Annotated in this window: 18 protein-coding genes and 2 pseudogenes; 17 read left to right on the top strand and 3 right to left on the bottom strand. The window is 38.3% G+C overall.

Translation table 11 applies throughout. The features are described from left to right. Positions 1–94 precede the first annotated feature (94 nt). Together ODZ84_RS22275 and ODZ84_RS22280 are read right to left on the bottom strand one after the other, a co-directional pair. Entirely contained in the window at positions 95–1,474 is a 1,380-nt protein-coding gene (locus ODZ84_RS22275; protein WP_266174706.1) for a porin, read from the bottom strand. Positions 1,475–1,728: 254 nt separating this feature from the next. Further along, the gene (locus tag ODZ84_RS22280) at positions 1,729–2,145 is read right to left on the bottom strand and encodes an IS1/IS1595 family N-terminal zinc-binding domain-containing protein (RefSeq protein WP_266174707.1); all 417 of its coding nucleotides are present in this window, start codon (positions 2,143–2,145) and stop codon (positions 1,729–1,731) included. 160 nt (positions 2,146–2,305) lie between these two features. Between ODZ84_RS22280 and ODZ84_RS22285 the strand changes: the two genes are divergently transcribed. From ODZ84_RS22285 to argH, 8 genes and pseudogenes are all read left to right on the top strand, one after another. After that, a complete protein-coding gene (locus tag ODZ84_RS22285) occupies positions 2,306–2,905 on the top strand; it encodes a GNAT family N-acetyltransferase (protein WP_266174710.1) in 600 nt (199 codons plus the stop codon). After that, on the top strand, positions 2,877–4,070 hold the full coding sequence (gene argG, locus ODZ84_RS22290) for an argininosuccinate synthase (protein WP_266174711.1): 1,194 nt from the start codon (positions 2,877–2,879) through the stop codon (positions 4,068–4,070). The genes ODZ84_RS22285 and argG overlap by 29 nt, the downstream gene beginning before the upstream one ends. A 167-nt stretch (positions 4,071–4,237) precedes the next feature. After that, the gene (gene argC, locus ODZ84_RS22295) at positions 4,238–5,224 is read left to right on the top strand and encodes an N-acetyl-gamma-glutamyl-phosphate reductase (RefSeq protein ID WP_266174712.1); all 987 of its coding nucleotides are present in this window, start codon (positions 4,238–4,240) and stop codon (positions 5,222–5,224) included. Between the two features lie 318 nt (positions 5,225–5,542). Then, a complete protein-coding gene (locus ODZ84_RS22300) occupies positions 5,543–6,682 on the top strand; it encodes an aspartate aminotransferase family protein (protein ID WP_266174713.1) in 1,140 nt (379 codons plus the stop codon). A 398-nt stretch (positions 6,683–7,080) separates the two neighbouring features. Beyond that, positions 7,081–8,055 (top strand): N-acetylornithine carbamoyltransferase, encoded by a 975-nt coding sequence (locus ODZ84_RS22305; protein ID WP_266174714.1) that lies wholly within the window; start codon positions 7,081–7,083, stop codon positions 8,053–8,055. 97 nt (positions 8,056–8,152) lie between these two features. Further along, a pseudogene (argB, locus tag ODZ84_RS23525) lies at positions 8,153–8,946 on the top strand (acetylglutamate kinase). After that, a complete protein-coding gene (locus tag ODZ84_RS22315; protein WP_266174715.1) occupies positions 8,921–10,009 on the top strand; it encodes a M20 family metallo-hydrolase in 1,089 nt (362 codons plus the stop codon). Before argB ends, ODZ84_RS22315 begins: the two are co-directional and overlap by 26 nt. A 288-nt stretch (positions 10,010–10,297) precedes the next feature. Then, complete coding sequence (gene argH, locus ODZ84_RS22320; RefSeq protein ID WP_266174716.1) at positions 10,298–11,602, top strand: argininosuccinate lyase; 1,305 nt, start codon at positions 10,298–10,300, stop codon at positions 11,600–11,602. A gap of 156 nt (positions 11,603–11,758) precedes the next feature. On the opposite strand, the gene ODZ84_RS22325 is transcribed toward argH, so the two are convergent. Continuing rightward, positions 11,759–12,220 (bottom strand): Lrp/AsnC family transcriptional regulator, encoded by a 462-nt coding sequence (locus ODZ84_RS22325; protein ID WP_266174718.1) that lies wholly within the window; start codon positions 12,218–12,220, stop codon positions 11,759–11,761. A 242-nt stretch (positions 12,221–12,462) separates the two neighbouring features. Between ODZ84_RS22325 and ODZ84_RS22330 the strand changes: the two genes are divergently transcribed. The 9 genes and pseudogenes from ODZ84_RS22330 (at position 12,463) to ODZ84_RS22370 (ending at position 21,701) form a co-directional block, all read left to right on the top strand. Then, positions 12,463–13,353, top strand: coding sequence for an aspartate carbamoyltransferase catalytic subunit (locus tag ODZ84_RS22330; RefSeq protein ID WP_266174721.1), 891 nt, complete (start codon positions 12,463–12,465; stop codon positions 13,351–13,353). Positions 13,354–13,451: 98 nt separating this feature from the next. Continuing rightward, positions 13,452–14,537 carry a carbamoyl phosphate synthase small subunit gene (locus tag ODZ84_RS22335; protein WP_266174722.1) on the top strand — a complete coding sequence of 362 codons (1,086 nt, stop codon included), beginning with the start codon at positions 13,452–13,454 and terminating at the stop codon, positions 14,535–14,537. Positions 14,538–14,578: 41 nt separating this feature from the next. Then, positions 14,579–14,728, top strand: a complete 150-nt coding sequence (locus ODZ84_RS23530) for a four helix bundle protein (RefSeq protein WP_266174724.1) — start codon at positions 14,579–14,581, stop codon at positions 14,726–14,728. Positions 14,729–14,869: 141 nt separating this feature from the next. Next, entirely contained in the window at positions 14,870–18,049 is a 3,180-nt protein-coding gene (gene carB, locus ODZ84_RS22345) for a carbamoyl-phosphate synthase large subunit (protein WP_266174725.1), read from the top strand. Between the two features lie 264 nt (positions 18,050–18,313). Then, positions 18,314–19,091 (top strand): annotated as a pseudogene (locus ODZ84_RS22350) (isocitrate lyase/PEP mutase family protein). Next, positions 19,088–20,131, top strand: a complete 1,044-nt coding sequence (locus ODZ84_RS22355; RefSeq protein ID WP_266174726.1) for a bifunctional transcriptional activator/DNA repair enzyme AdaA — start codon at positions 19,088–19,090, stop codon at positions 20,129–20,131. The pseudogene ODZ84_RS22350 and the gene ODZ84_RS22355 overlap by 4 nt, the downstream one beginning before the upstream one ends. A 27-nt stretch (positions 20,132–20,158) precedes the next feature. Continuing rightward, positions 20,159–20,764, top strand: coding sequence for a DUF2911 domain-containing protein (locus tag ODZ84_RS22360; protein WP_266174728.1), 606 nt, complete (start codon positions 20,159–20,161; stop codon positions 20,762–20,764). Positions 20,765–20,808: 44 nt separating this feature from the next. Then, positions 20,809–21,324, top strand: a complete 516-nt coding sequence (locus ODZ84_RS22365) for a GNAT family N-acetyltransferase (RefSeq protein WP_266174730.1) — start codon at positions 20,809–20,811, stop codon at positions 21,322–21,324. 11 nt (positions 21,325–21,335) lie between these two features. Beyond that, complete coding sequence (locus tag ODZ84_RS22370) at positions 21,336–21,701, top strand: cupin domain-containing protein (RefSeq protein ID WP_266174732.1); 366 nt, start codon at positions 21,336–21,338, stop codon at positions 21,699–21,701. Positions 21,702–22,034: the final 333 nt, after the last annotated feature.

The following is a 22,034-nucleotide window of genomic DNA, read 5'->3' on the forward strand; positions in this document are numbered from 1 at the left end:
TAATTTAGATTGGACACATAAAAACATCTTTAATGTTTTAGTGATTTATCCTAATTAAATCCATGATCTTAACTGTTTAAAATTCAACATTTTTTTATAGATAAATCTGGAACTGCACAATGAATTCTCCCTTTGATGAAGGCTTTTCCGTGGGGCTTGTATATATAGGTCTTGTAGAGTACTGGGTCGTAATTTTCGCATGATGGCCATCCAGCAGCCAATTGGCTCCGACATCAAATTGTGATGAAGACCGGTCAAAAGCCTCAAAGTTTTTGTGAGTGTACGCAGCAAATGGTTGAATTCTGATCTTTGGTTTTTCAGCCTGGCTTGGCAACAGTAACCCGGCCTGCGCGTAGATAATATTACCTGTTCCGATGGTAGGTTGTAAATTTCCTGGTCCTGCTATAGCTTTATTACCGATAAAATTAGGATCTGTCGAAGCAATATTCATGATGCCGATATTTCTGATATAATTGGGACCGAACTGATAGTTATAATAACCTGCATATGCTGAAACTGCCATTTTGTTTTTAGCATTTCCCAGAGGGATATCCGCAAAAGCATCTACTGCAACAAGGGTGATGTCGTGTTTTTCGATATTGGAATTGACAGAAGTTCGTGTTCCGTCTTTCTGATGGTAAAAACCTGCACCAACATTGAAAACCTTTTTCGTTCCCAAATAAGAACCTACTTTAAAAGGCAGTAAATTTGACTCTTCATCCAAAAACTGATATTCGACATACCCTGCTTTTGAGAAATTAGGATTTCCGTTATTGTCAACGGCTACAGCTTTTGAAGGATCTGTAACATTGGGTGGAACCAAATCTGTTGCAAATGGTTTGTTTAAGCTGAAACGATATTCGAACTTACCATATTTTCCTTTCGCAAACATGCCCAACTGTCTGGCAAACTGGTCGGAATTATCGATCAGCGGCCATGAAAAGATCGGAGAATCTACGGTAAGAAAATTTAAGGTGGAAGCCATCGTCATGCGGGAAAGCCCCATGTAGTAATGCAGCCCGGCCCCCAAAGATAAGCTTAATTTTCCTGCTTCGCCAGGCATGATCACTGCGTACTCATTCCAGGCATCATGGAAAAACATCTGCGGTTTTTTTCCGTTTCCATATCCTCCGGTTCCTGTTGTTCCTGATGCGCCGCCGTTGATGAAGGTCTGATTATTAATTCCGAAATGCAGTAAGATCATATACCTTTTGGAAATCTGGGCGTAAGCCAAAGCCCGCAATCGCCTGTTCCCCAGACTCCAGGAGTTGTCTGTGGGTTCTCCGCCCACCATACTTCCGGGATTCATCTGGGTATTCCTTAACCAAAACTGGTCCCACAAGATAAATCTGACGTATTTATCGCCCTGTTGGTTAATATTTATTTTTAATCCGCTCCCATAATCCGGCGATCCCTGAGAATATAAAGAATTGCTGATTAAAGCTAATCCAATAAAAGTGATTAATTTCTTCATAAATTATCAATTTTTGGCGTTGTTTTTTGTGAAAGCCAAATTGTAATTAATAATCTATTTATGAAAATTTAATATATATTACTGGTAAGAATATAGTTATAAGTTTTTAATGGGAAATTATAAGTTATCGAAACATGCAGTTTTTAATTTATATTGATATCTAATGTTATAGTTTATATTTATTTACAATCTTTCATTTTAATTTGAAACTCATAACTCATAACTCATAACTCATGATTCATAACTCCCAAAGCCTATTTTTTAAATCGCTCCCACTTTATCAGCATATACTTATCAGCAAACTGAGTAATAATTAATCCGGAATTTTTAAGATTTTCTTCTTTCGAAATATATTCAGTCAGTTCATTTTGTTTTAAGATTTTATATACGGGATGGAACTCTGAATGAGGAGGTCTCGTGATATTGTATTTTTTAATCCATGAACTTACGGTTACATGCGAAACGCCGATGATCCGCTCTATTTCACGGAAACTCAAGCCTTCAAGATAGAGTTGAAGGGCTTTCGTAACATAATAATCGTCAATTTGTTTACCTAATTTTTTTACGGTAAAATAATAATGACAGCTTTTGCAGAGAAAGCGTTGTTTTTCATTCACGATGCCGCTTTTTACAATTTTATTGCTCTGGCATTTTGGGCAACCATTTTCCATAACTATACCTTTTTAGCAAATATATAATAATTGAGCAAAATATTAATTTAACGTAAAGATAATTTTACCTGTATATTATTTCTAAACAAAAAAAATATCTTTTTTATTTGGCTATTAAAGATATTATGTTTTAAATTTGTCAAAAAATTCAGATAAATAAATGGAAATAGAAATTTCCTCATCCGTACATCTGATGTATGTGAGTGAAATACAACAGGAAATGTATGATTCTGCACAGCGGAGAGGGACGGGGATCGCCAAGCGTTCCATAGAATATTTAAGTAAAAAAATTTCAGAAGGCAATGCTGTAGTGGCTACTGAAAATGGAGCGTGGGTTGGGTTCTGCTATATAGAGACCTGGTCCCATGGTAAATTTGTGGCCAACTCCGGATTAATTGTTTCCCCGAATTTCAGAAACAGAGGAGTGGCTACTTTAATTAAAAATAAAGTTTTCCGGTTATCCAGAGATAAATATCCTGCTGCGAAAGTTTTTGGACTGACAACTGGTCTCGCCGTGATGAAAATCAACAGTGACTTAGGATATAAACCGGTGATTTATTCTGAATTGACACAAGATGAAGAATTTTGGAGTGGATGTAAAAACTGTGTTAATTATGAAATTCTAATGAAAAAAGAACGTAAAAACTGTCTTTGTACGGCAATGCTTTTCGTTCCCGATGAAAATAAAGTAAATGGTGTTGAAAACAATCAACCCGAAAATCAATATAAAAATGAGCAAGAAAGTAATCTTAGCGTTTAGCGGAGGTTTAGATACCTCGTACTGTGCCAAATACCTGAGTGAGACACTTGGATATGAGGTGTATGCTGTCACTGTAAATACCGGTGGTTTTTCTAAGAAGGAGGAAAAAGAACTGGAGAAAAAAGCCCTCAATCTCGGGGTAAAACAATACAGGTGCGTGGATGCTCAGGAGGATTACTACAATTCTTGCGTGAAATATCTGATCTTCGGAAACGTATTGAAAAATAATACCTATCCTTTATCTGTTAGCGCGGAACGTACCATTCAGGCACAGGAAATTGCAAAATTCGCTATTGAAATCGGGGCTGATGCCATTGCTCACGGAAGTACGGGGGCCGGAAATGATCAGGTTCGTTTTGATTTGATTTTTCAGGTGATGTGTCCGGACGTGGAAATCATTACGCCGATTCGGGATATGGCCTTGTCCCGTGAAGAAGAAATCGAGTTTTTGAAAAGTCATGGTTACGAAATGGAATTCCATAAAGCCCAATATTCTGTCAATAAGGGACTTTGGGGAACTTCAGTAGGTGGGAAAGAAACATTGACATCAAGAGATTATCTTCCGGAAGAAGCTTTTCCGTCACAAATTCAGGAAACCCAGCCTTCAGAAATGGAAATTGAGTTTAGAAACGGTGAAGTTGTTGCTGTAAACGGTGAAAATTTTGAACATCCGGTTTCTGCCATTCAGAAAATTGAAGAACTAGCTTCAGCTTATGGGGTGGGTCGTGATATTCATGTTGGGGATACAATTGTCGGAATTAAAGGACGAGTAGGATTTGAAGCAGCGGCGGCATCCGTGATCATCAAAGCGCATCATTTACTGGAAAAACACACCCTTTCAAAATATCAGCAGATGATGAAGTCCCAATTGTCAGACTGGTACGGAAACTGGCTTCATGAAGCGCTTTTCTTAGATCCAGTGATGAGAAATATAGAGTCTTTCCTGGATGATTCCCAAAAGACGGTCAGCGGAAAAGTTTTTGTAACCCTTTATCCATATCGGTTTATTCTAAACGGAATTGAATCTCAGCACGACCTGATGTCCGATAAATTCGGAAGCTATGGCGAAGCAAACAGAGCATGGACCGGCGAAGATGTAAAAGGCTATACGAAAATTGTAAGCAATTCCCTAAATATATACCATCAAATCAACTCGGGATTTTAACACAGAACCCGAAGGGTTCAATAACATTAGCCGTAGGTAAAATCTATGGAAAACAAATCAACAAATGGTTAGAACCCGAAGGGTTCAATAACAATAACCGTAGGTAAAACCTATGGAAAACAAATCAACAAACCATCAGAGAAGGGTTCAACCTATGGATAAATAAAATGATTGAGATTAATCAAAAAAAAACAAAAACAGCAGGAATTATCGGAGCCAACGGTTATACCGGAAGCGAACTGGTTCGTCTGCTGGCGTTTCATCCCCATGTATCATTGAGTTTTTTATATAGTCGTTCAAATTCGGGGACAAAAATTTCAGATTTGTACCCGGATTTAGCGACGGTTTGTGAAATGGTCCTGACGGATCAGCCACAGGAGGTGGATATTTTATTTCTATGTCTTCCTCACAAAGAAAGTTATAACTGGCTGAGTCAAAACCAGGTGAAGGATGACACTTTAGTTATTGATCTAGGAAATGATTTTCGTTTGGAAGGAAATTTTAAAAATAGAAATTTTATCTACGGTTTGCCTGAAATCAATAAAAAACAACTTTCAGGAGCGAAAAGTATTGCGAATCCTGGATGTTTTGCAACGGCGATTCAACTGGCTTTGCTTCCGTTGGCTGAAAAAGGTTCGTTGAATGAGGTATATACAACGGGAATTACAGGTTCTACAGGAGCAGGTCAGTCATTACAGGCGACAACGCATTTTACCTGGAGGAATGATAATATTTCAGCCTATAAAACTTTAACTCATCAGCATGTAGATGAGATTTTACAGCAGCTGGTTTCTTTTAATTCAAATGAAATTAATCTGAATTTTGTTCCATGGAGAGGGGATTTTGCGAGAGGGATTTTTACGAGTTCCACGGTGAAAACAGTTGTAGAACTTTCAGATATAGAGCAATTGTTTAAGGATTTTTATGCAGAGGAGCCTTTTGTAAAGGTAAGCGAAAAAGCAATTGATTTAAAACAGGTTGTCAATACCAATCGCTGTGTGATTCATATAGAAAAGAGTGGAAATGTTGCGGTGATTCACTCGGCGATTGACAATTTGTTAAAAGGAGCTTCCGGACAGGCGGTTCAGAACATGAATATTGCCATGGGTTGGGAAGAAAATGTAGGATTGAACTTAAAGCCTGTAGCTTTTTAATGTCAGTTTTCAATTTTAAAAACTCGAATCAAAACCGACTTAGGAAACGGAGGCGTTAAGAAATTTTGAAGAATTTCCGTTAAAAAACTTCTCATGTTTGAGTGGCGGGTCAAAAGATTCTTTAAGAAATGAACTTTTGTTTTCCGCCTGAGTTTAGAAATTTTAGGAAATTATTTAAAATTTTAGCCGCAGTTTCCAGTCTTGAACTTTTGTTTCTTTTGTTTGACTACGTCGAATCTTCGATTTCAAGACAAAAGAAAAATAATAAAGATGAAGTTGTAAAATCCAGCAACTATCAACCAAAAACAATCAACTAAGATGAATTTATTCAACGTATATCCATTATTCAACATAAATCCAATCAAAGCTCAGGGATCATTTCTCTGGGACGATAAAGGAGAAAAATATCTAGATTTTTACGGAGGTCATGCGGTAATTTCTATCGGGCACAACCATCCGCATTATCAGACCCAGTTAAAAAATCAGTTAGATAAAATATCTTTCTATTCAAACTCTGTTCAGAACGAATTGCAGACTGAATTGGCTGAAAAGTTAGGAAAGCTTTCAGGTTTGGAAGATTATCATTTATTTCTATGTAATTCAGGCGCTGAAGCGAATGAAAATGCTTTAAAACTGGCATCTTTCCATAACGGAAAAAGCAAAGTTCTCTATTTTTCAGGTTCTTTTCACGGGAGAACCTCTGCGGCAGTTTCAGTAACCGACAATCCGAAAATTGTAGCTCCGGTCAACTATGATGCAAGATTCATTAAATCCGGGTGGAATGATACCGAACAGCTTGAAACCGTTTTTGAAAAACAGGGAAATGAAATTTCATCTGTTATCATCGAAGGAATTCAGGGGGTTGGAGGAATTATGATTCCGACCGTTGAGTTTTTAACAAAAATCAAAGAATTGTGTGAAAAATACAATGCCGTTCTGATTTTGGATGAGGTTCAGTCCGGATACGGAAGAAGTGGGTATTTCTTTGCACATCAGGAATTCGGAATTGAAGCCGACATCATTACGACAGCAAAAGGAATGGGGAATGGTTTCCCGATTGGTGGCGTTTTGATTCACCCAAAATTTCAGGCAAGCAACGGTTTGTTGGGAACAACTTTCGGAGGAAATCATTTAGCTTGTGTTGCAGCGATCGCTGTACTGGATGTGATGAAAGAGGAGAATCTCATCGAAAATGCTCAGAAAATGGGCGAGTATATTGAAAATGAAATTAAAGATTTTCCACATATTAAAACCATCCGGAGGAAAGGCCTGATGATAGGGATTGAACTAGACAGGGACTGCTCGGAAGTAAGGAACAGCCTGTTGTACAATCATCATATTTTCACAGGAAACTCCAATGATAAAACCGTGTTAAGGATTCTTCCGGCACTTAATATTAAAAAAGAGGAAACCGATCTGTTTATCGGTGCTTTAAAAACTGTTTTAGAAAATCTTTAAATTTTAATTAACCAAAAAATTTTAAACACTTTAGTTTACTTAAGTCAAAAAATAAAGTTGAAGAAGTTCACCTAAGATTTTGAAAATCTTTGATTTTCAACTCATGTGTTCTAAATATTTTCGCTCATGTAAAACTTCTAAAGTCTGCTAATGTGTCAGAAGTATGGGATAAATAATAAATAGTACTTTAAGACAGTTTAGAAAATCTTTCAATTTTAATCAACCACAAAAATTTTAAACATATTAGTTTGATAGAGTTGAAATATGAAGCTGAATAAGTTCACTTAAGATTTTGAAAATCTTTGATTTTTAACTTATGTGTTCTAAATATTTTCGCTCATGTAAACTTCTAAAGTGTACTAATGTGTTAAAACTTTTTAGTTCAAAATCAATTCAAAATGAAAAAATTCACCTCTGTAAGTGATGTCGAAAACTTACAGGAAATCATACAAAAAACTTTACAAATTAAAGAAAATCCTCTTTCGGAAACCGCGAAAGGAAAAGGAAAAACAATCGGACTTGTATTTTTGAATTCAAGCTTGAGAACCCGCTTAAGCAGCCAGATTGCGGCACAGAATTTAGGATTAAATGTTTTAACTTTAAATGCCGCTCAGGAAGCCTGGAATCTGGAATTCGCAGACGGAGCCGTGATGAACGGTGATACGGTCGAGCATATTAAAGATGCTATTGAAGTACTCAATCAATATTGTGACATCATTGCGGTGCGTTGTTTTGCAGGAATGAAAGACAAGGAGGATGATGTTAACGAAAGTATTTTAAGTCAGTTCGAACAACATGCGAAAGTGCCGGTTATTTCATTGGAATCTGCGACACGTCACCCTTTACAAAGTTTGGCCGACTGCATCACGATTACCGAAAACTGGCACTTCAACAAACTCAGCGTAAATCGCAAGCCTAAAGTGGTACTTACCTGGGCACCCCACATAAAACCGATTGCTCATGCAGTAGGAAATTCTTTTGCAGAATGGATGCAGGAAATGGATGTTGAACTGGTCATTGCTAATCCTGAAGGCTATGATTTGGATAAAAAATTTACGAAGGATGTAAAAGTGATTCATAATCAGGATGAAGCATTGAAGGATGCAGATTTTATTTACGTAAAAAACTGGTCTTCATTTGATGAGTATGCATCAATGCCTGAAGTGAAAGAAAACTGGATGCTGACGAATGAAAAGTTAGCCAATACGAATCAGGGAAAAGTGATGCACTGTCTTCCTGTTCGTAGAAATGTAGAATTGAGTGATGAAGTAATGGACGGTGAAAATTCAATCATTTACCAACAGGCGAAAAACCGGATTTTTTCGGCTCAGGCGGTTTTTTCTGAAATTCTGGAAGAATTGAATTCTAAATAAATCAAACCTAACGGGTTTCTAAAACCCGTTAGGTTTTCACTCGCAAGCCTTGTCAAGGTTTTAAAGCTTGACAAGGCCCTCTAAAAAGAGATTTATAATGAAAGACAAATTATACATCATAAAAATCGGCGGAGCATTAATTGATGATGAAGAATTACTGAACGAATTTCTGCAGCAGTTTTCTGAAATTAAGGAAAAGAAAATTCTGGTTCACGGAGGGGGGAAGCTGGCAACCACACTGGCTGATAAATTAGGCGTTGAACAGAAAATGATCAACGGAAGAAGAATCACAGATAAAGATACCCTGGATATTGTGGCCATGGTATACGCGGGAGGAATTAATAAAAATATTGTAGCCAAGCTTCAGCAGAAAAAATGCAAAGCCATAGGTTTTTCCGGTGCCGATGCCAATTTAATTAAAGCCAAAAAAGAGAACACGCCGAGATCGATTTCGGATTTGTAGGAGATATTGAGAAAAAAAGTGTGAACAGGAAGCTGATTTCAAAATTAATTAAGCTTGAACTGGTTCCTGTATTTTCAGCCATTACCCACGACAAAAAAGGAAATCTTTTCAATACCAATGCAGATACGATTGCCTCGGTTATTGCTCAGGCGCTGTCGTCGAAATATGATGTTGAATTGTTGTACTGTTTTGATAAAGAAGGCGTTCTGGAAGATGTAGATAATCCTGAATCGGTGATCAGGACTATTTCTGAAGAGGAGTTTTCAGCATTGAAAAATGAGGGAAGGCTGCATAAAGGAATTCTGCCTAAACTTGAAAATGCTCTTGGAGCCATTAAAAATAATGTAAATAAGGTATTCTTAATAAAAGAAACCGAACTTAAAAACCATATCGAAAACCATCATGCAGGAACTGAGATCTGTTTATAGTAAAGAAGAATTAGTGGAGAATGCAGTGGAATTGCTGAAGAAACTGATTGAAATTCCGTCATTCAGCAAAGATGAATTCAATACATCTGTTGAGATTGAAAATTTTTTCAGAAATCATCAGATTCCGACCAAGCGTTTTAAAAATAACATCTGGGCGGTCAATAAAAACTTTGATGTTTTCAAACCTTCTATTTTGCTGAATACACATCATGACACCGTAAAACCGAACAAAGCATATACATTGGATCCGTTTTTACCAATCGAAAAAGACGGAAAATTGTTCGGATTGGGGAGTAACGACGCCGGTGCATCCCTGGTTTCGATGGCTCAGGTATTTTTACATTTTTATGCTCAGGAAGATTTAAAATATAATATCGTAATTGCTTTAACCGCTGAGGAGGAGATTTCAGGGTTTGATGGGATCGAAGCTTTATTTCCGCAGCTACCCAATGTGGAGCTCGCTATTGTAGGAGAACCGACGCAGATGAATCTGGCGATCGCGGAGAAAGGACTTTTGGTTATCGATGGAGAAATGAAAGGAACTCCTTCTCATGCCGCTCATCCTAATGACGATAACTCGATTGTGAAATGTATGGAAGATCTGCAGCAGATTTTAAACTTCAAATTTCCAAAAGTTTCAGACTATTTAGGTGAAGTTAAAGTTACACTTTCGGGAATTCATGCCGGAGTTCAGCACAATGTCGTTCCGGAATCCTGTGCTTTTACCTTAGATGTTAGGGTGACGGACGAATATTCAAACAAAGAGGTGTTCGAAATCATCCAATCGCAGATGAAATCAACTTTAACGGCCAGGTCTTTCAGGCTGAATTCTTCAAAAATTGAAACAGACCATCCGTTTGTGCAGGCAGGTCTGGAAATTGGAAGGACCACTTACGGTTCTCCCACATCATCCGATCAGGCCATTATTCCATGTACATCTGTCAAAATCGGTCCCGGAGACAGCAGGCGCTCGCACACGGCGGATGAATTTGTTTTCATCGAAGAAATTGCGGAAGGAATTGAGATTTACATCAAGATTTTAGAGAAAGTTTTATGGGCTTGAAGTAGGGAGATGGATGATGGAAGTTGATAAAGCGTAAAAATATCGACCTAGAAAAATGGAGCGTTAAGAAAAATATTTTATGAACGTTAAGAAAATCCCACTGTTTGAGTGCGACACAAATTTGGAATCGATGAACCAACGTTCAATTCGCACGGGTTTTGGGATTTTTAGAGAATAAAAATATTTTTTAGCGGAATTTTCCAGTCTTGAACTTTTGTTTCTTTTGTTTGACTACGTCGAATCTTTGATTTCAAGACAAAAGAAAATTTTAAACAAAAAAAGAATTTTATGAAAAAAATATGGCAAAAAGACGATAATGCCACCAATATATTAGTTAATAAGTTTACGGTAGGTAAAGATCTTGACTTTGATGAGCGTTTAGCAGAATATGATGTTAAAGGCTCGATAGCCCACTGTATCATGTTGGCAGAAGTAGGAATTATTTCAGGTGAAGAATCAAAGCAGATGGTATCTGTTTTGGAAGAAATCCTTAAAGATATCGCAAACGGAACTTTTACAATTGATAAAAGTGCGGAAGATATTCATTCACAGGTTGAATCGATCCTGATTGAAAAATTAGGTGATACAGGAAAAAAAATCCATACCGCCCGTTCCAGAAATGATCAGGTTTTACTGGATATTAAACTGTATCTGGTCGATGAAATCCGTGAAATTACAGCCTTGACCGATGAATTTTTTCAGATATTAATCGATTTGGCAGAACAGCATAAAGATGTTTTGCTCCCGGGATACACCCATTTGCAGATCGCCATGCCATCCTCTTTCGGATTGTGGTTTGGAGCTTATGCCGAAGCTTTGCTGGATGATGTTGAAATGCTTTTCTCGGTGAAGAATATCATCAATAAGAATCCTCTGGGTTCGGCGGCGGGGTACGGTTCATCTTTCCCGATTGACCGGGAGAGTACAACATATAAACTGGGCTTTCAGTCGATGAATTATAATTCAGTGTATGCTCAGATGACGCGTGGAAAGTCGGAGAAAATGCTGGCGATGGCGATGGCTACACTGGCGGGAACATTGGGGAAATTTGCCTATGATGTCTGCCTGTATTTAAGTCAGAACTTTGATTTTATCAGCTTTCCCAAAGAGTTTACGACAGGAAGCAGCATTATGCCTCATAAGAAAAACCCTGATATTTTTGAATTGGTTCGTGCCCGGTGCAACAGAATTCAGTCGTTACCGAATGAGTTTATTTTGCTGACGAATAATCTACCGTCAGGATATCACCGCGATATGCAGCTGACGAAAGAAATTCTTTTCCCGGCCATCGATTCATTGAAGGAGTGTCTGGAGATATTAAATTATACTTTGCCGAATATTCAGGTGAAAGACGGGATTTTGGAGAATGAAAAGTATCAATATCTTTTCAGCGTAGAGAAAATCAATGAAGAAGTAAAGAACGGAAGTTCATTCCGTGATGCTTATGTAAAAGTAGGGCAGGAGATTGAAAATGATGAGTTTCATTTTGAAGTAGATAACCTCAATCATACCCATCAGGGAAGCATAGGAAATCTTTGTCTGGATAAGATAGAATATCAGTTTAATAAACTGAAAAATAAATTATTGGGTTGATTTTAAACAGGAATTGTTTAGAATTAATAGTGCTCCGACATCACCCAGCATGGCAACGCCACAAATGAATCACTCATAAAACAGTTGTATCAGAGAAGTCATGCTGAGCTTGTCGAAGTGTATTTAATGAACGAAAGATTTAGATTACAGTAACAGTTAACCTAAATCAATTTTAAATTTAGTAGATTTTTTAACCTCATGAAGCACGATAGAACTGTGATATTGCCCGATATTGGGAATATTTGATATGATGTTTACCGCAAATTCGTTATAAGAGTTGATGTCTTTGGCAATGATCTTCAACATATAGTCATATTCACCGGAAAGACTGATGATTTCCTGAACTTCATCATATTTTCCGATATTTTTTTCGAAAGTTTCCAATACTTTCTGAGATTGTTCTTTCAAACGGACGTTGCAGTATACGACAATATTCAAACCCAGTTTTTCACGGTTTAAGAGCCCTACATATTTCTCAATTATTCCCTGTTTCTCCAGTTGTTTGATACGTTCATAGGTCGGAGTAAAGGTAAGGCCGATCTTTTCTGAAATTTCTTTCACCGAATAAGTAGAGTCTTCCTGAATAATACTGAGAATCATTTTGTCTTTTAAATCCATACAATAAAGTTGAGTTTTAACAAAAATAGTATTTTAAAAATGAAAATAAGGACAGATAAAGTTTTTTAATTTATTTGAAATTTTGGTTTTGGCGTTTTGTGAAATTTTTGTATCTTTGCACCTAATGAATAACACAGTATTTATATCATTAGAATTACCGGGCGTAGACGCCCTTTACGATATTTATTTATAGTAAGCGAAGATATTTTCTTCGCTTTTTTTTGTAAAAAATTTAAAATAGTATGTTTACGATTACAGAACTAAGTACCGAAAGAATCAACAGTATAGTAACAGAAGCACTGGCTTTTGCAAACGGAAAAACTGCCAGAATTGAAGGAGATGTTTTTTGCTCAAACCTTTTTTTCGAAGACAGTACGAGAACAAAAACAAGTTTTGATATTGCTGAAAGAAAATTGGGATTACAGGTGGTTCCTTTTGATGCCTCTCACAGTTCTGTAAATAAAGGAGAAAGTCTGTATGACACCGTAAAAACCATTGAAAGTTTGGGGGTGAACCTTGTCGTAATAAGAGATAAAAAAGACCGGTATTTTGACGAATTAAAAAATATAAAGATTCCTGTCATTAACGGGGGAGACGGTACCGGAAACCATCCTTCCCAATGTATGCTGGATCTGATGACGATTTATCAGGAATTCGGGAAATTCGAAGGATTGAAAGTGGGAATTGTGGGAGATGTAAAACACAGCCGTGTAGCCAATTCCAATGCGGAAGCTTTAAGAAGATTAGGCGCAAAAGTCTACTTCTCTGGACCGGAACAGTGGTTTGATGAAGGTGCTCTGATCAACGGAACCTACCTTTCAGTAGATGAAATGATAAAAGATGTTGATGTTTTAATGTTATTGCGGATTCAGCATGAAAGACACGATGCACAGATCAGTTTTTCAGCTTCAGATTACCATAGAAAATACGGACTGACAAAAGATAGGGAGAAAGCAATGAAAAAAGAGGCTATCATCATGCATCCGGCACCCATCAACAGGGGAGTGGAGATTGATACAGACCTTGTAGAATGCGAACGCTCCAGAGTCTTCAAGCAAATGCAGAATGGCGTTTTCGCAAGAATGGCAATTCTGAAAGAAGCCCTGGAAAAAGAAGGGTATACTTTTAAGTAATTGTAAAAACGTAAAATGTAAAAGTATTCATGAATACATAAATACGTGAATACATTGTACAAATAAATAGAAAATAAAAAGAAAATCTAAATAAAAAAATGAAGAAAAAATTAATACTGGAGTCCGGTGAAGTGTTTCATGGAGAAGGTTTCGGAGCAGAGTTGGAAACTGCAGGAGAAGTGGTTTTCAATACCGGAATGACAGGGTATCAGGAATTGATCTCTGACCCGTCTTATTGCGGGCAGATCGTTTGTATGACCTATCCGCTTATCGGAAACTATGGGATTAATAGAGATGATTATGAGAGTATTGAGCCGGCTATCAAAGGTCTTATCGTCAAAGAACTTTGTGATCTGCCGTCAAATTTCCGTACTCAGATTACTTTAGATGAATTATTTAAAAAGAAAAACCTTTCAGGAATCTCAGGAATCGATACAAGAAGACTGACAAGAATTCTTCGTAATTCGGGAGTGGTGAAGGGAAAAATTGTAAACGCGGATACTGAGGATCAGACGATCATTGCAGAACTGAAATCTACAACGTTTTCAACCAATCAGGTTGAACAGGTTTCCACAAAAACACCGTATGCAAATCCCGGAAGAGGGTTCAAAGTCGTGTTGGTAGATTTCGGTTCCAAGTTAGGAATTATCAGAGAATTATCTCAGAGAAACTGTGATATCATCGTGGTTTCGAATGATACGACAGCAGAAGAAATCCTGTTGATGAATCCGGATGGAATCATGTTGTCCAACGGTCCCGGTGATCCGGAAGATAATCCAATGGCTTTGGAAATGATCCGCGGATTATTGGGAAAAGTGCCCATCTTCGGAATCTGTCTGGGACATCAGCTGATCGGCTTGGCCTGCGGGGCCAAAACATTCAAGCTGAAATTCGGGCACCGCGGAGGAAATCACCCTGTTTTGGATCTGGAGAAAAACAAAGTAGCCATCACTTCTCAGAATCACGGGTATGCCGTAGATCAGGAAAGTTTAAGAGACACAGATTTAATTGAAACTCATATTGCGCTGAATGACAGAACCAATGAAGGTCTGAAGCACAAAATTCACCCATGTTTCTCTGTTCAGTATCACCCGGAAGCAAGTCCCGGCCCTGAAGATGCAAACTATCTATTCGATGATTTTATCCACATGATGGAGGACTTTAAGAATAAGAAGAATCAATAAGAAAGATTTCAGACATTAGACATCAGATAAAAGACTATTACATGCATCATTTTGAGAAATTAATTTTTTGGCAGAAATCTATAGAACTTGCAAAAGAAGTTTATATCATTTGTGCTGATTTACCGAAAGATGAAAAATTTGGTTTGATTTCTCAGATTATAATATTCAACCCATTTCATAGGTTGTCGTAATGATTTAATTATCCAATCCATAGGTCTTACCTAAGGTTATTAGGATTCAGCCACTTGGTGGCGAGGTAGACAAACAGAACCATGAAATGGTTCAACAATAATAGCCACGGATGAAATCCATGGAACAATAAAAAGAAAAAAATGAAAAGAAACGACATAAAAACAATTTTAGTAATCGGTTCGGGACCTATCATCATTGGTCAGGCGGCGGAATTTGATTACGCGGGAACGCAGGCTTGCCTGTCTTTGAAAGAAGAGGGATACAAGGTAATTTTGATTAATTCAAACCCTGCAACGATTATGACGGATGTGGAAATCGCGGACAAAGTATACATCGAGCCGATTTCACTTCAGTTTGTAAGTCATATCATCAGAAAAGAACGTCCGGATGCGCTTTTGCCTACTCTTGGAGGACAGACGGGTCTGAATATGGCGGTAGAGCTTGAAAAATCGGGAATTCTTGAGGAATGTAAAGTTGAAGTGTTGGGAACGAAGCTTTCAGCGATCAACAGAGCTGAGGACAGAGATTTGTTCCGTGAACTGATGAGAGAACTGAACGAACCAGTTCCGGAATCAGACATCGTTAATACGGTAGAAGGGGCACTAAGGTTTGCTGATGAAATCGGATATCCTGTCATTGTTCGTCCTGCCTTTACCATGGGTGGAACAGGAGGTGGAATCGCTTCCAATGAAACAGAATTGAAAGAAATTTCCGAGTTGGGGTTAAAATACAGCCCTGTGACCCAGTGTCTTATTGAAAAATCAATTGCAGGTTTCAAAGAAATTGAATATGAGGTAATGCGTGATGCAAACGACAACGCAATTGTGGTTTGTAACATGGAAAATATAGATCCGGTTGGCGTTCACACAGGAGATTCAATCGTTGTGGCCCCTTCTCAGACGCTTTCTGACAGAGAATATCAGTTGCTGAGAAATGCGTCACTGAAAATCATCAGAGCATTAGGAATCGAAGGCGGATGTAACGTACAGTTAGCCTTGGATCCTCACTCATTCGAATATTATATTATTGAGGTGAACCCAAGAGTTTCCCGTTCATCAGCTTTAGCATCAAAAGCCACAGGATATCCGATTGCGAAAATTGCTGCGAAAATTGCGGTTGGATTAACTCTTGATGAAATCATGAATCCGGTTACAGGAAAGACTTATGCCTGTTTCGAACCGGCCTTGGATTATGTGGTAACGAAATTCCCAAGATTCCCATTTGATAAATTCGAAACGGCGGACAGAAGATTATCAACGCAAATGAAAGCAACGGGTGAAGTAATGGCCATCGGAAGAAATTTCGAGGAATCTTTACAGAAGGCAATCCGTTCTTTGGAAACCGGAATTAAACATATCGGTTTAAAAACTAAGCAAGCTGCAGCTCTTACGGCAGAAGAAATCGAAAGAAGGATCAGAGTGTGTGATGACGAAAGGCTGTTCATCATTGGTGACGCTTTAAGAAGAGGTTACGATTGGGAGCAAATCGTGGAATGGAGTAAAATCGATAAATTTTTCATCTGGAAGATCAAAAAATTAATTGATTTTGAAAAAGTGATTGCTGAAAATAAGTTTAACAAAGAAACTTTACTGGAAGCTAAAAAATTAGGTTTTGCTGATGTCAATATTGCCGTTCTCTGGGACGTGACAGAACGCGAAATCTTCGATTTCAGAAAAGAAAACGGAGTGATGCCGGTGTACAAAATGGTAGATACCTGCGCTGCTGAATTCGAATCTGAAACACCCTATTTCTACGGAACCTATGAAGAAGAAAACGAAAGTGTTGCTTCTGATAAAGAAAAAATCATTGTTTTAGGTTCCGGGCCAATCAGAATTGGACAGGGAGTAGAGTTTGATTATGCGACCGTTCACTCGGTTTGGGCCATCAAAGAAATGGGTTATGAAGCGATTATCATCAACAATAATCCTGAAACGGTGTCTACAGACTTCTCGATTTCAGATAAATTATACTTTGAGCCGTTAACGGAAGAAGATGTAATGAACATCATCGATCTCGAAAAACCAAAAGGGGTTGTCGTTCAGTTCGGAGGTCAGACAGCGATTAACTTAGCGGATAAACTGGCTTCTCACGGCGTTCAGATTTTAGGAACAACGCTGGAAGATTTAGACAGAGCTGAAAACCGGGATAAATTTGAAAAAGCCCTTCAGGAAATGGGAATTCCTCAGCCTTTAGGAAAAACTTCTACCTCAAAAGAGGAAGCGATTGTAATTGCCAACGAAATTGGGTATCCGGTTTTAGTCCGTCCAAGTTACGTTTTGGGAGGCAGAGCCATGGAAATTGTTTATACAGAAGCGGAATTGGCCCATTATATGGAGTTCGCGGTAGAGGCAAGTCCTGATCAGCCGATTTTAGTGGATAAATATATGGTCGGAAAAGAGATCGAAGTTGATGCCATCTGTGATGGTGAAACCGTGATCATTCCGGGAATTATGGAACACATCGAAAGAGCGGGAGTTCACTCCGGAGACTCCATTGCAGTATATCCTCCTCAGAATATCTCACAAAGCGAAATCGAAACGTTGGTAGATTATACCCAAAGACTGGCTAAGGGATTGAATGTTATCGGTCTGATGAATATTCAGTACGTTCTTTTCGAAGGAAACGTATATGTGATCGAGGTAAATCCACGTTCGTCAAGAACCGTTCCTTTCTTATCGAAAATCACAGAAGTTCCGATGGCGAACCTGGCTACGAAAGCCATTTTAGGTAAAAAACTGACCGATCTGGGCTATAAAAACGGATTAGTACCTAACAAAGAAGGTGTTTTTGTAAAAGTTCCTGTATTCTCTTTCTCAAAATTAACGAAAGTTGACATCTCTCTAGGCCCTGAAATGAAGTCTACAGGAGAAGTAATGGGGAAAGACACGACTTTAGAAAAAGCTTTATACAAAGGATTGGTTGCCGCAGGAAGAAAAGTTCCGATGCACGGATCAATTTTATTCACGGTAGCGGATAAACACAAGCAGGAAGCGGCTGACTTAGCGGCAAGATTCCATGAAGTTGGTTTCAGGATCTGGGCTACGGAAGGAACAGCAAAGTTCTTCGAAGAAAAAGGTATTCCTTGTAAAATCGGATACAAAATAGGAGAGGAGAGTGTCAACCTGATCGACCTGATTCAGAAAGGAAAGGTTCAGTATGTTGTGAATACGACGACCAAAGGAAAACAGGCGGAAAGAGACGGCTTCCAGATCAGAAGAATGAGTGTGGAAAACGGTGTTCCTTGTTTAACCTCGATGGATACTGTTGAAGCTATCCTGAAAGTTATCGAAAGCATGAGCTTCAAGATGGAGACGATGTAATTTCCGGATTAAAATATTTTTAAACCTCGTAAGTATCTTACGGGGTTTTTTTGTAAGTTTAAGGTATTTATAAATAGGTAATTACCTATTTTTTAGCATGTTAGTAATTGAAGAATCGCTTGCTAGTTAAAGATCATTGTATTTTTAAATAAATAATATTAAGTAATAAATGGAAAATATCGGAAACTTAGATAAAGCAAAAATACTTGTCCATTTTTCGGTTGTATACAGAAGGCTATAAATATTAGTTTTGTAAAAAAAAGAATGACAAATAGTAAGCTTTTCAGAGAACTCCATAAAAATGCCGACCCGTTATTACTGGGCAACGTATGGAATCCGCAGAGTGCCGGGATCTATGAGAAACTGGGATATCAGGCCGTGGCAACTTCCAGTTCGGCTGTTGCCCACAGTTTAGGATATGAAGATGGTGAAAATATGACATTTGATGAATATTTTTATATGATTGATCGGATTTTAAAATCAGTATCAATACCCCTGACTGTAGACCTTGAAGGAGGTTATGGAACTAATGCTGATGACATTGCTTCCAATATTCTGAAGCTTGCAGAATCGGGGGGTGGGAATTAATATTGAAGACAGCATCATGGCCAATGGAGTTAGAAATATGGCAGATAAAGAGGTTTTTTATGAAAAGCTGTCAGCGGTCATGCTGAAAATAAACGAAAAAGCGGTGGATATTTTTATCAACCTGAGAACTGATCCGTTTTTATTAGGAGTAAAAGATCCTGTAAAAGAGACTCTTGAAAGAATAAAATTATTTGAAAAAACAGGAATTGATGGTGTTTTTGTTCCCTGCATTACGGCTGAAGAAGATATTAAAACCATCGTCAAAGCAACGAAACTTCCGGTTAACGTAATGGCTATGCCCGAATTGCCGGATTTCAGTACATTGAAAAAATTGGGAGTTAAAAGAATTTCTTCCGGTAATTTTGCGAATGAATATATGTATAAAAAATTAGAGGAAAAAGGACGGGAAATTATAGAGAAGAACAACTTTTCACCCATTTTTGTATCATCATGAAACTGACAGCAGACAGAATGTATCAGGCATCTTTGGATAAGGATTCTTCATTTGAAGGAACCTACTGGATGGCTGTAAAAACCACCGGAATATTTTGCCGCCCGACTTGTACGGCCAGAAAGCCGAAGAGAGAAAACGTAGAATTTTTTCTTAGCGTACAGGAAGCACTTGATAAAGGGTACAGAGCCTGTAAAGTATGTAAACCTCTGGAAAAACTGAACGAAACGCCTCCCTATATTCAGAAACTATTATCGGAGCTGGCCGAGGATCTGTCGCTGAAAATAAAAGATGCAGATCTTTCAGAAAGAAATATAGAACCCGTAACCCTTCGCCGTTGGTTCCTGAAAAATCATGGCATGACGTTTCAGGCATTTCAGAGAGAATTCCGGATGAGTGCAGCTTTTAAGAAGATAAAAAAGGGCGAAAGCATATTGGAAACGGCTTTAGATTCAGGATATGAAAGTTTAAGCGGTTTTAATGAACGATTTAAAAATGTCCTTGGAGCTTCGCCCAAAAACAGTAAAATACAGACAGTTATTGACCTTAAAAGAATAGAGACGCCTCTCGGAACCATGTACGCCTGTGCCGTAGAAGAGGGAATCTGCCTGCTTGAATTTACAGACCGGAAGAATATGGACAAACAGTTCAGGTCCTTATCCACAGCTCTGAATGCGGAGATCATACAGGGAGAAAACAGACATTTCGGACAGCTTGAAGAGGAATTAAAAGAATACTTTGAAGGCAGAAGAGAAAAATTTGATGTTCCTTTATATATTACGGGAACAGAATTTCAGAAAAAAACCTGGCAGTTATTAAGAGAAATCCCGATAGGGGAAACACGGACTTACAGACAGCAGTCCGAATTTTTAGGAAATCCGAAAGCAATCCGTGCTGTCGGGACAGCCAATGGGATCAATAAGATGGCCATTTTAATTCCCTGCCACCGGGTCATCGGTTCGAATGGTGAACTGGTAGGTTATGCAGGGGGCATCTGGAGAAAACAAAAATTATTGGAATTGGAGAAGGCTGTTTTATTTTGATTTCGTAATTTTAAACAAAAATTACACGTGAAAAAGTTACTATTTGCACTTTGCCTATCAGCTTCAGCCTTCAGTTTTGCCCAGGATTATTCTGTACCGGCAGCGAGCCCGCGTCAGAAAGTAGAACAGCAGTTCTCGATGTCTAAAATTTCTGTAGATTACGGAAGACCGGGAGTAAAGGGGCGTAAAATCTTTGGGGAACTGGTTCCTTACGGACAGGTTTGGAGAGCGGGTGCTAACTCATCTACAAAAATTACGTTCGGACAGTCTGTGAACTTCGGCGGAAAAGTGGTGCCTGCAGGAACGTACGGATTATTTATTGTTCCGACAGAAAAAGAATGGAAAGTGATCTTAAACAAAGATTTCCAGCAGTGGGGTGCGTATACGTACGATCCGAAGCAGGATGTAGTGGATGTTACAGTGCCTGTTAATAAGCTGGCAGACAAACAGGAATGGTTTGAAATTACTTTAAATCCAACCGGCGAAAACACCGGGAATCTTGTCATTAAATGGGATATGGCTCAGGCAGAGATCGCTTTAAAACCTTCAAGTCCGGAAGCGGTGACGAAGATTGCCGATAAACTGAAAGAAATTAAAAAAATAGAGTCTGATGCTGCGAAAGCAAAAAGCTAAAACATAGGCATCGTACATCTTATTCTGAATAAAATATACTGAAAATGAATTTTTCTGTTCAACCTGTTCTGGAAAATGAAGAATATCAATTGATCCCCTTACAGCAAGGGGATTTTGAATCTTTATATGCAGTGGCCTCCGATCCTGAAGTTTGGGAACAGCATCCCAATAAAGACCGTTATCAGCAGGAAGTTTTTAAAAACTTTTTTAAAGGCGCTATGGAAAGCAAAGGCGCTTTTAAGATTGTCGAAAAATCAACCGGGGATGTATTGGGAAGCACCCGTTTTTATGACTATGATGAAAGCGGAAACCGTATTTTTATAGGATATACTTTCTATGGAAAAAAATCCTGGGGCAAAGGAATCAATCCTCAGATTAAAAAACTTATGCTCGACTACATTTTTCAGTTTGTGGATAAAGTGCATTTCCATATCGGGAAAGAAAATTTCCGATCCCAGACTGCACTGGAAAGATTGGGCGGACAAAAAGTGGCAGAAGAGGAAGTAGCCTACTTTGGCGAGCCTACGAGAACCAATTTTGTTTATGAAATCAAAAAATAAACCTTCCTGAAATGAAAAAATATAAAATTCAGAAATCTCCATTCATTGTTCCCACCACAGACGGAAAGCTGATCGAAGAGCATTGGGGAAACTCTACCCGTAATTCCGATATCTCAATCGCTCATATGGTTGCCCCTCCGGGGTGGAGTGAGCCGCACCAGACCCCTCAGTTTGATGAATATACCCTGATCATTTCAGGTAAAAAACAATTTGAAATTGATGGAGAAGTTGTGATTTTGGAAAAGGGGCAAAGTATTTTGGTAGAAAAAGGTGCCCGGGTGCGTTACAGCAATCCGTTCTCTGAATCTTGCGAATATGTTGCCATTTGTCTTCCTGCGTTCTCGATGGATTTGGTGAATAGAGAAGAAGGAAATTAATAATAGCAACCCAAATTTGTCCAAAATGTAAAAATGACTCTTTTACTTGGAGTATGGACGATGATTCAAAATTAACAAATTGGGGTTGTTACCATTGTCGTTATCATGCAAAGGAAAATGAACTTGATGAAAGTAACTGCGAGAGTTGTGGCAACAAAACAAAAATCAAACTGAAAGACAGCGAAACTGAATATGGGTGGGTTGCCGTTGTAATAAAATTACTCTAATTGAAATATACTGAAATAGCATTTTTGTCATTTTGGAAGCACCGAAGCTAATTGAAGAATCTACACAATATTTTATAAAGATGCTTCGACGAGCTCAGCATGACAT

It is taken from the genome of Chryseobacterium fluminis (assembly GCF_026314945.1).
Classification (GTDB): Bacteria; Bacteroidota; Bacteroidia; order Flavobacteriales; family Weeksellaceae; genus Chryseobacterium; species Chryseobacterium fluminis.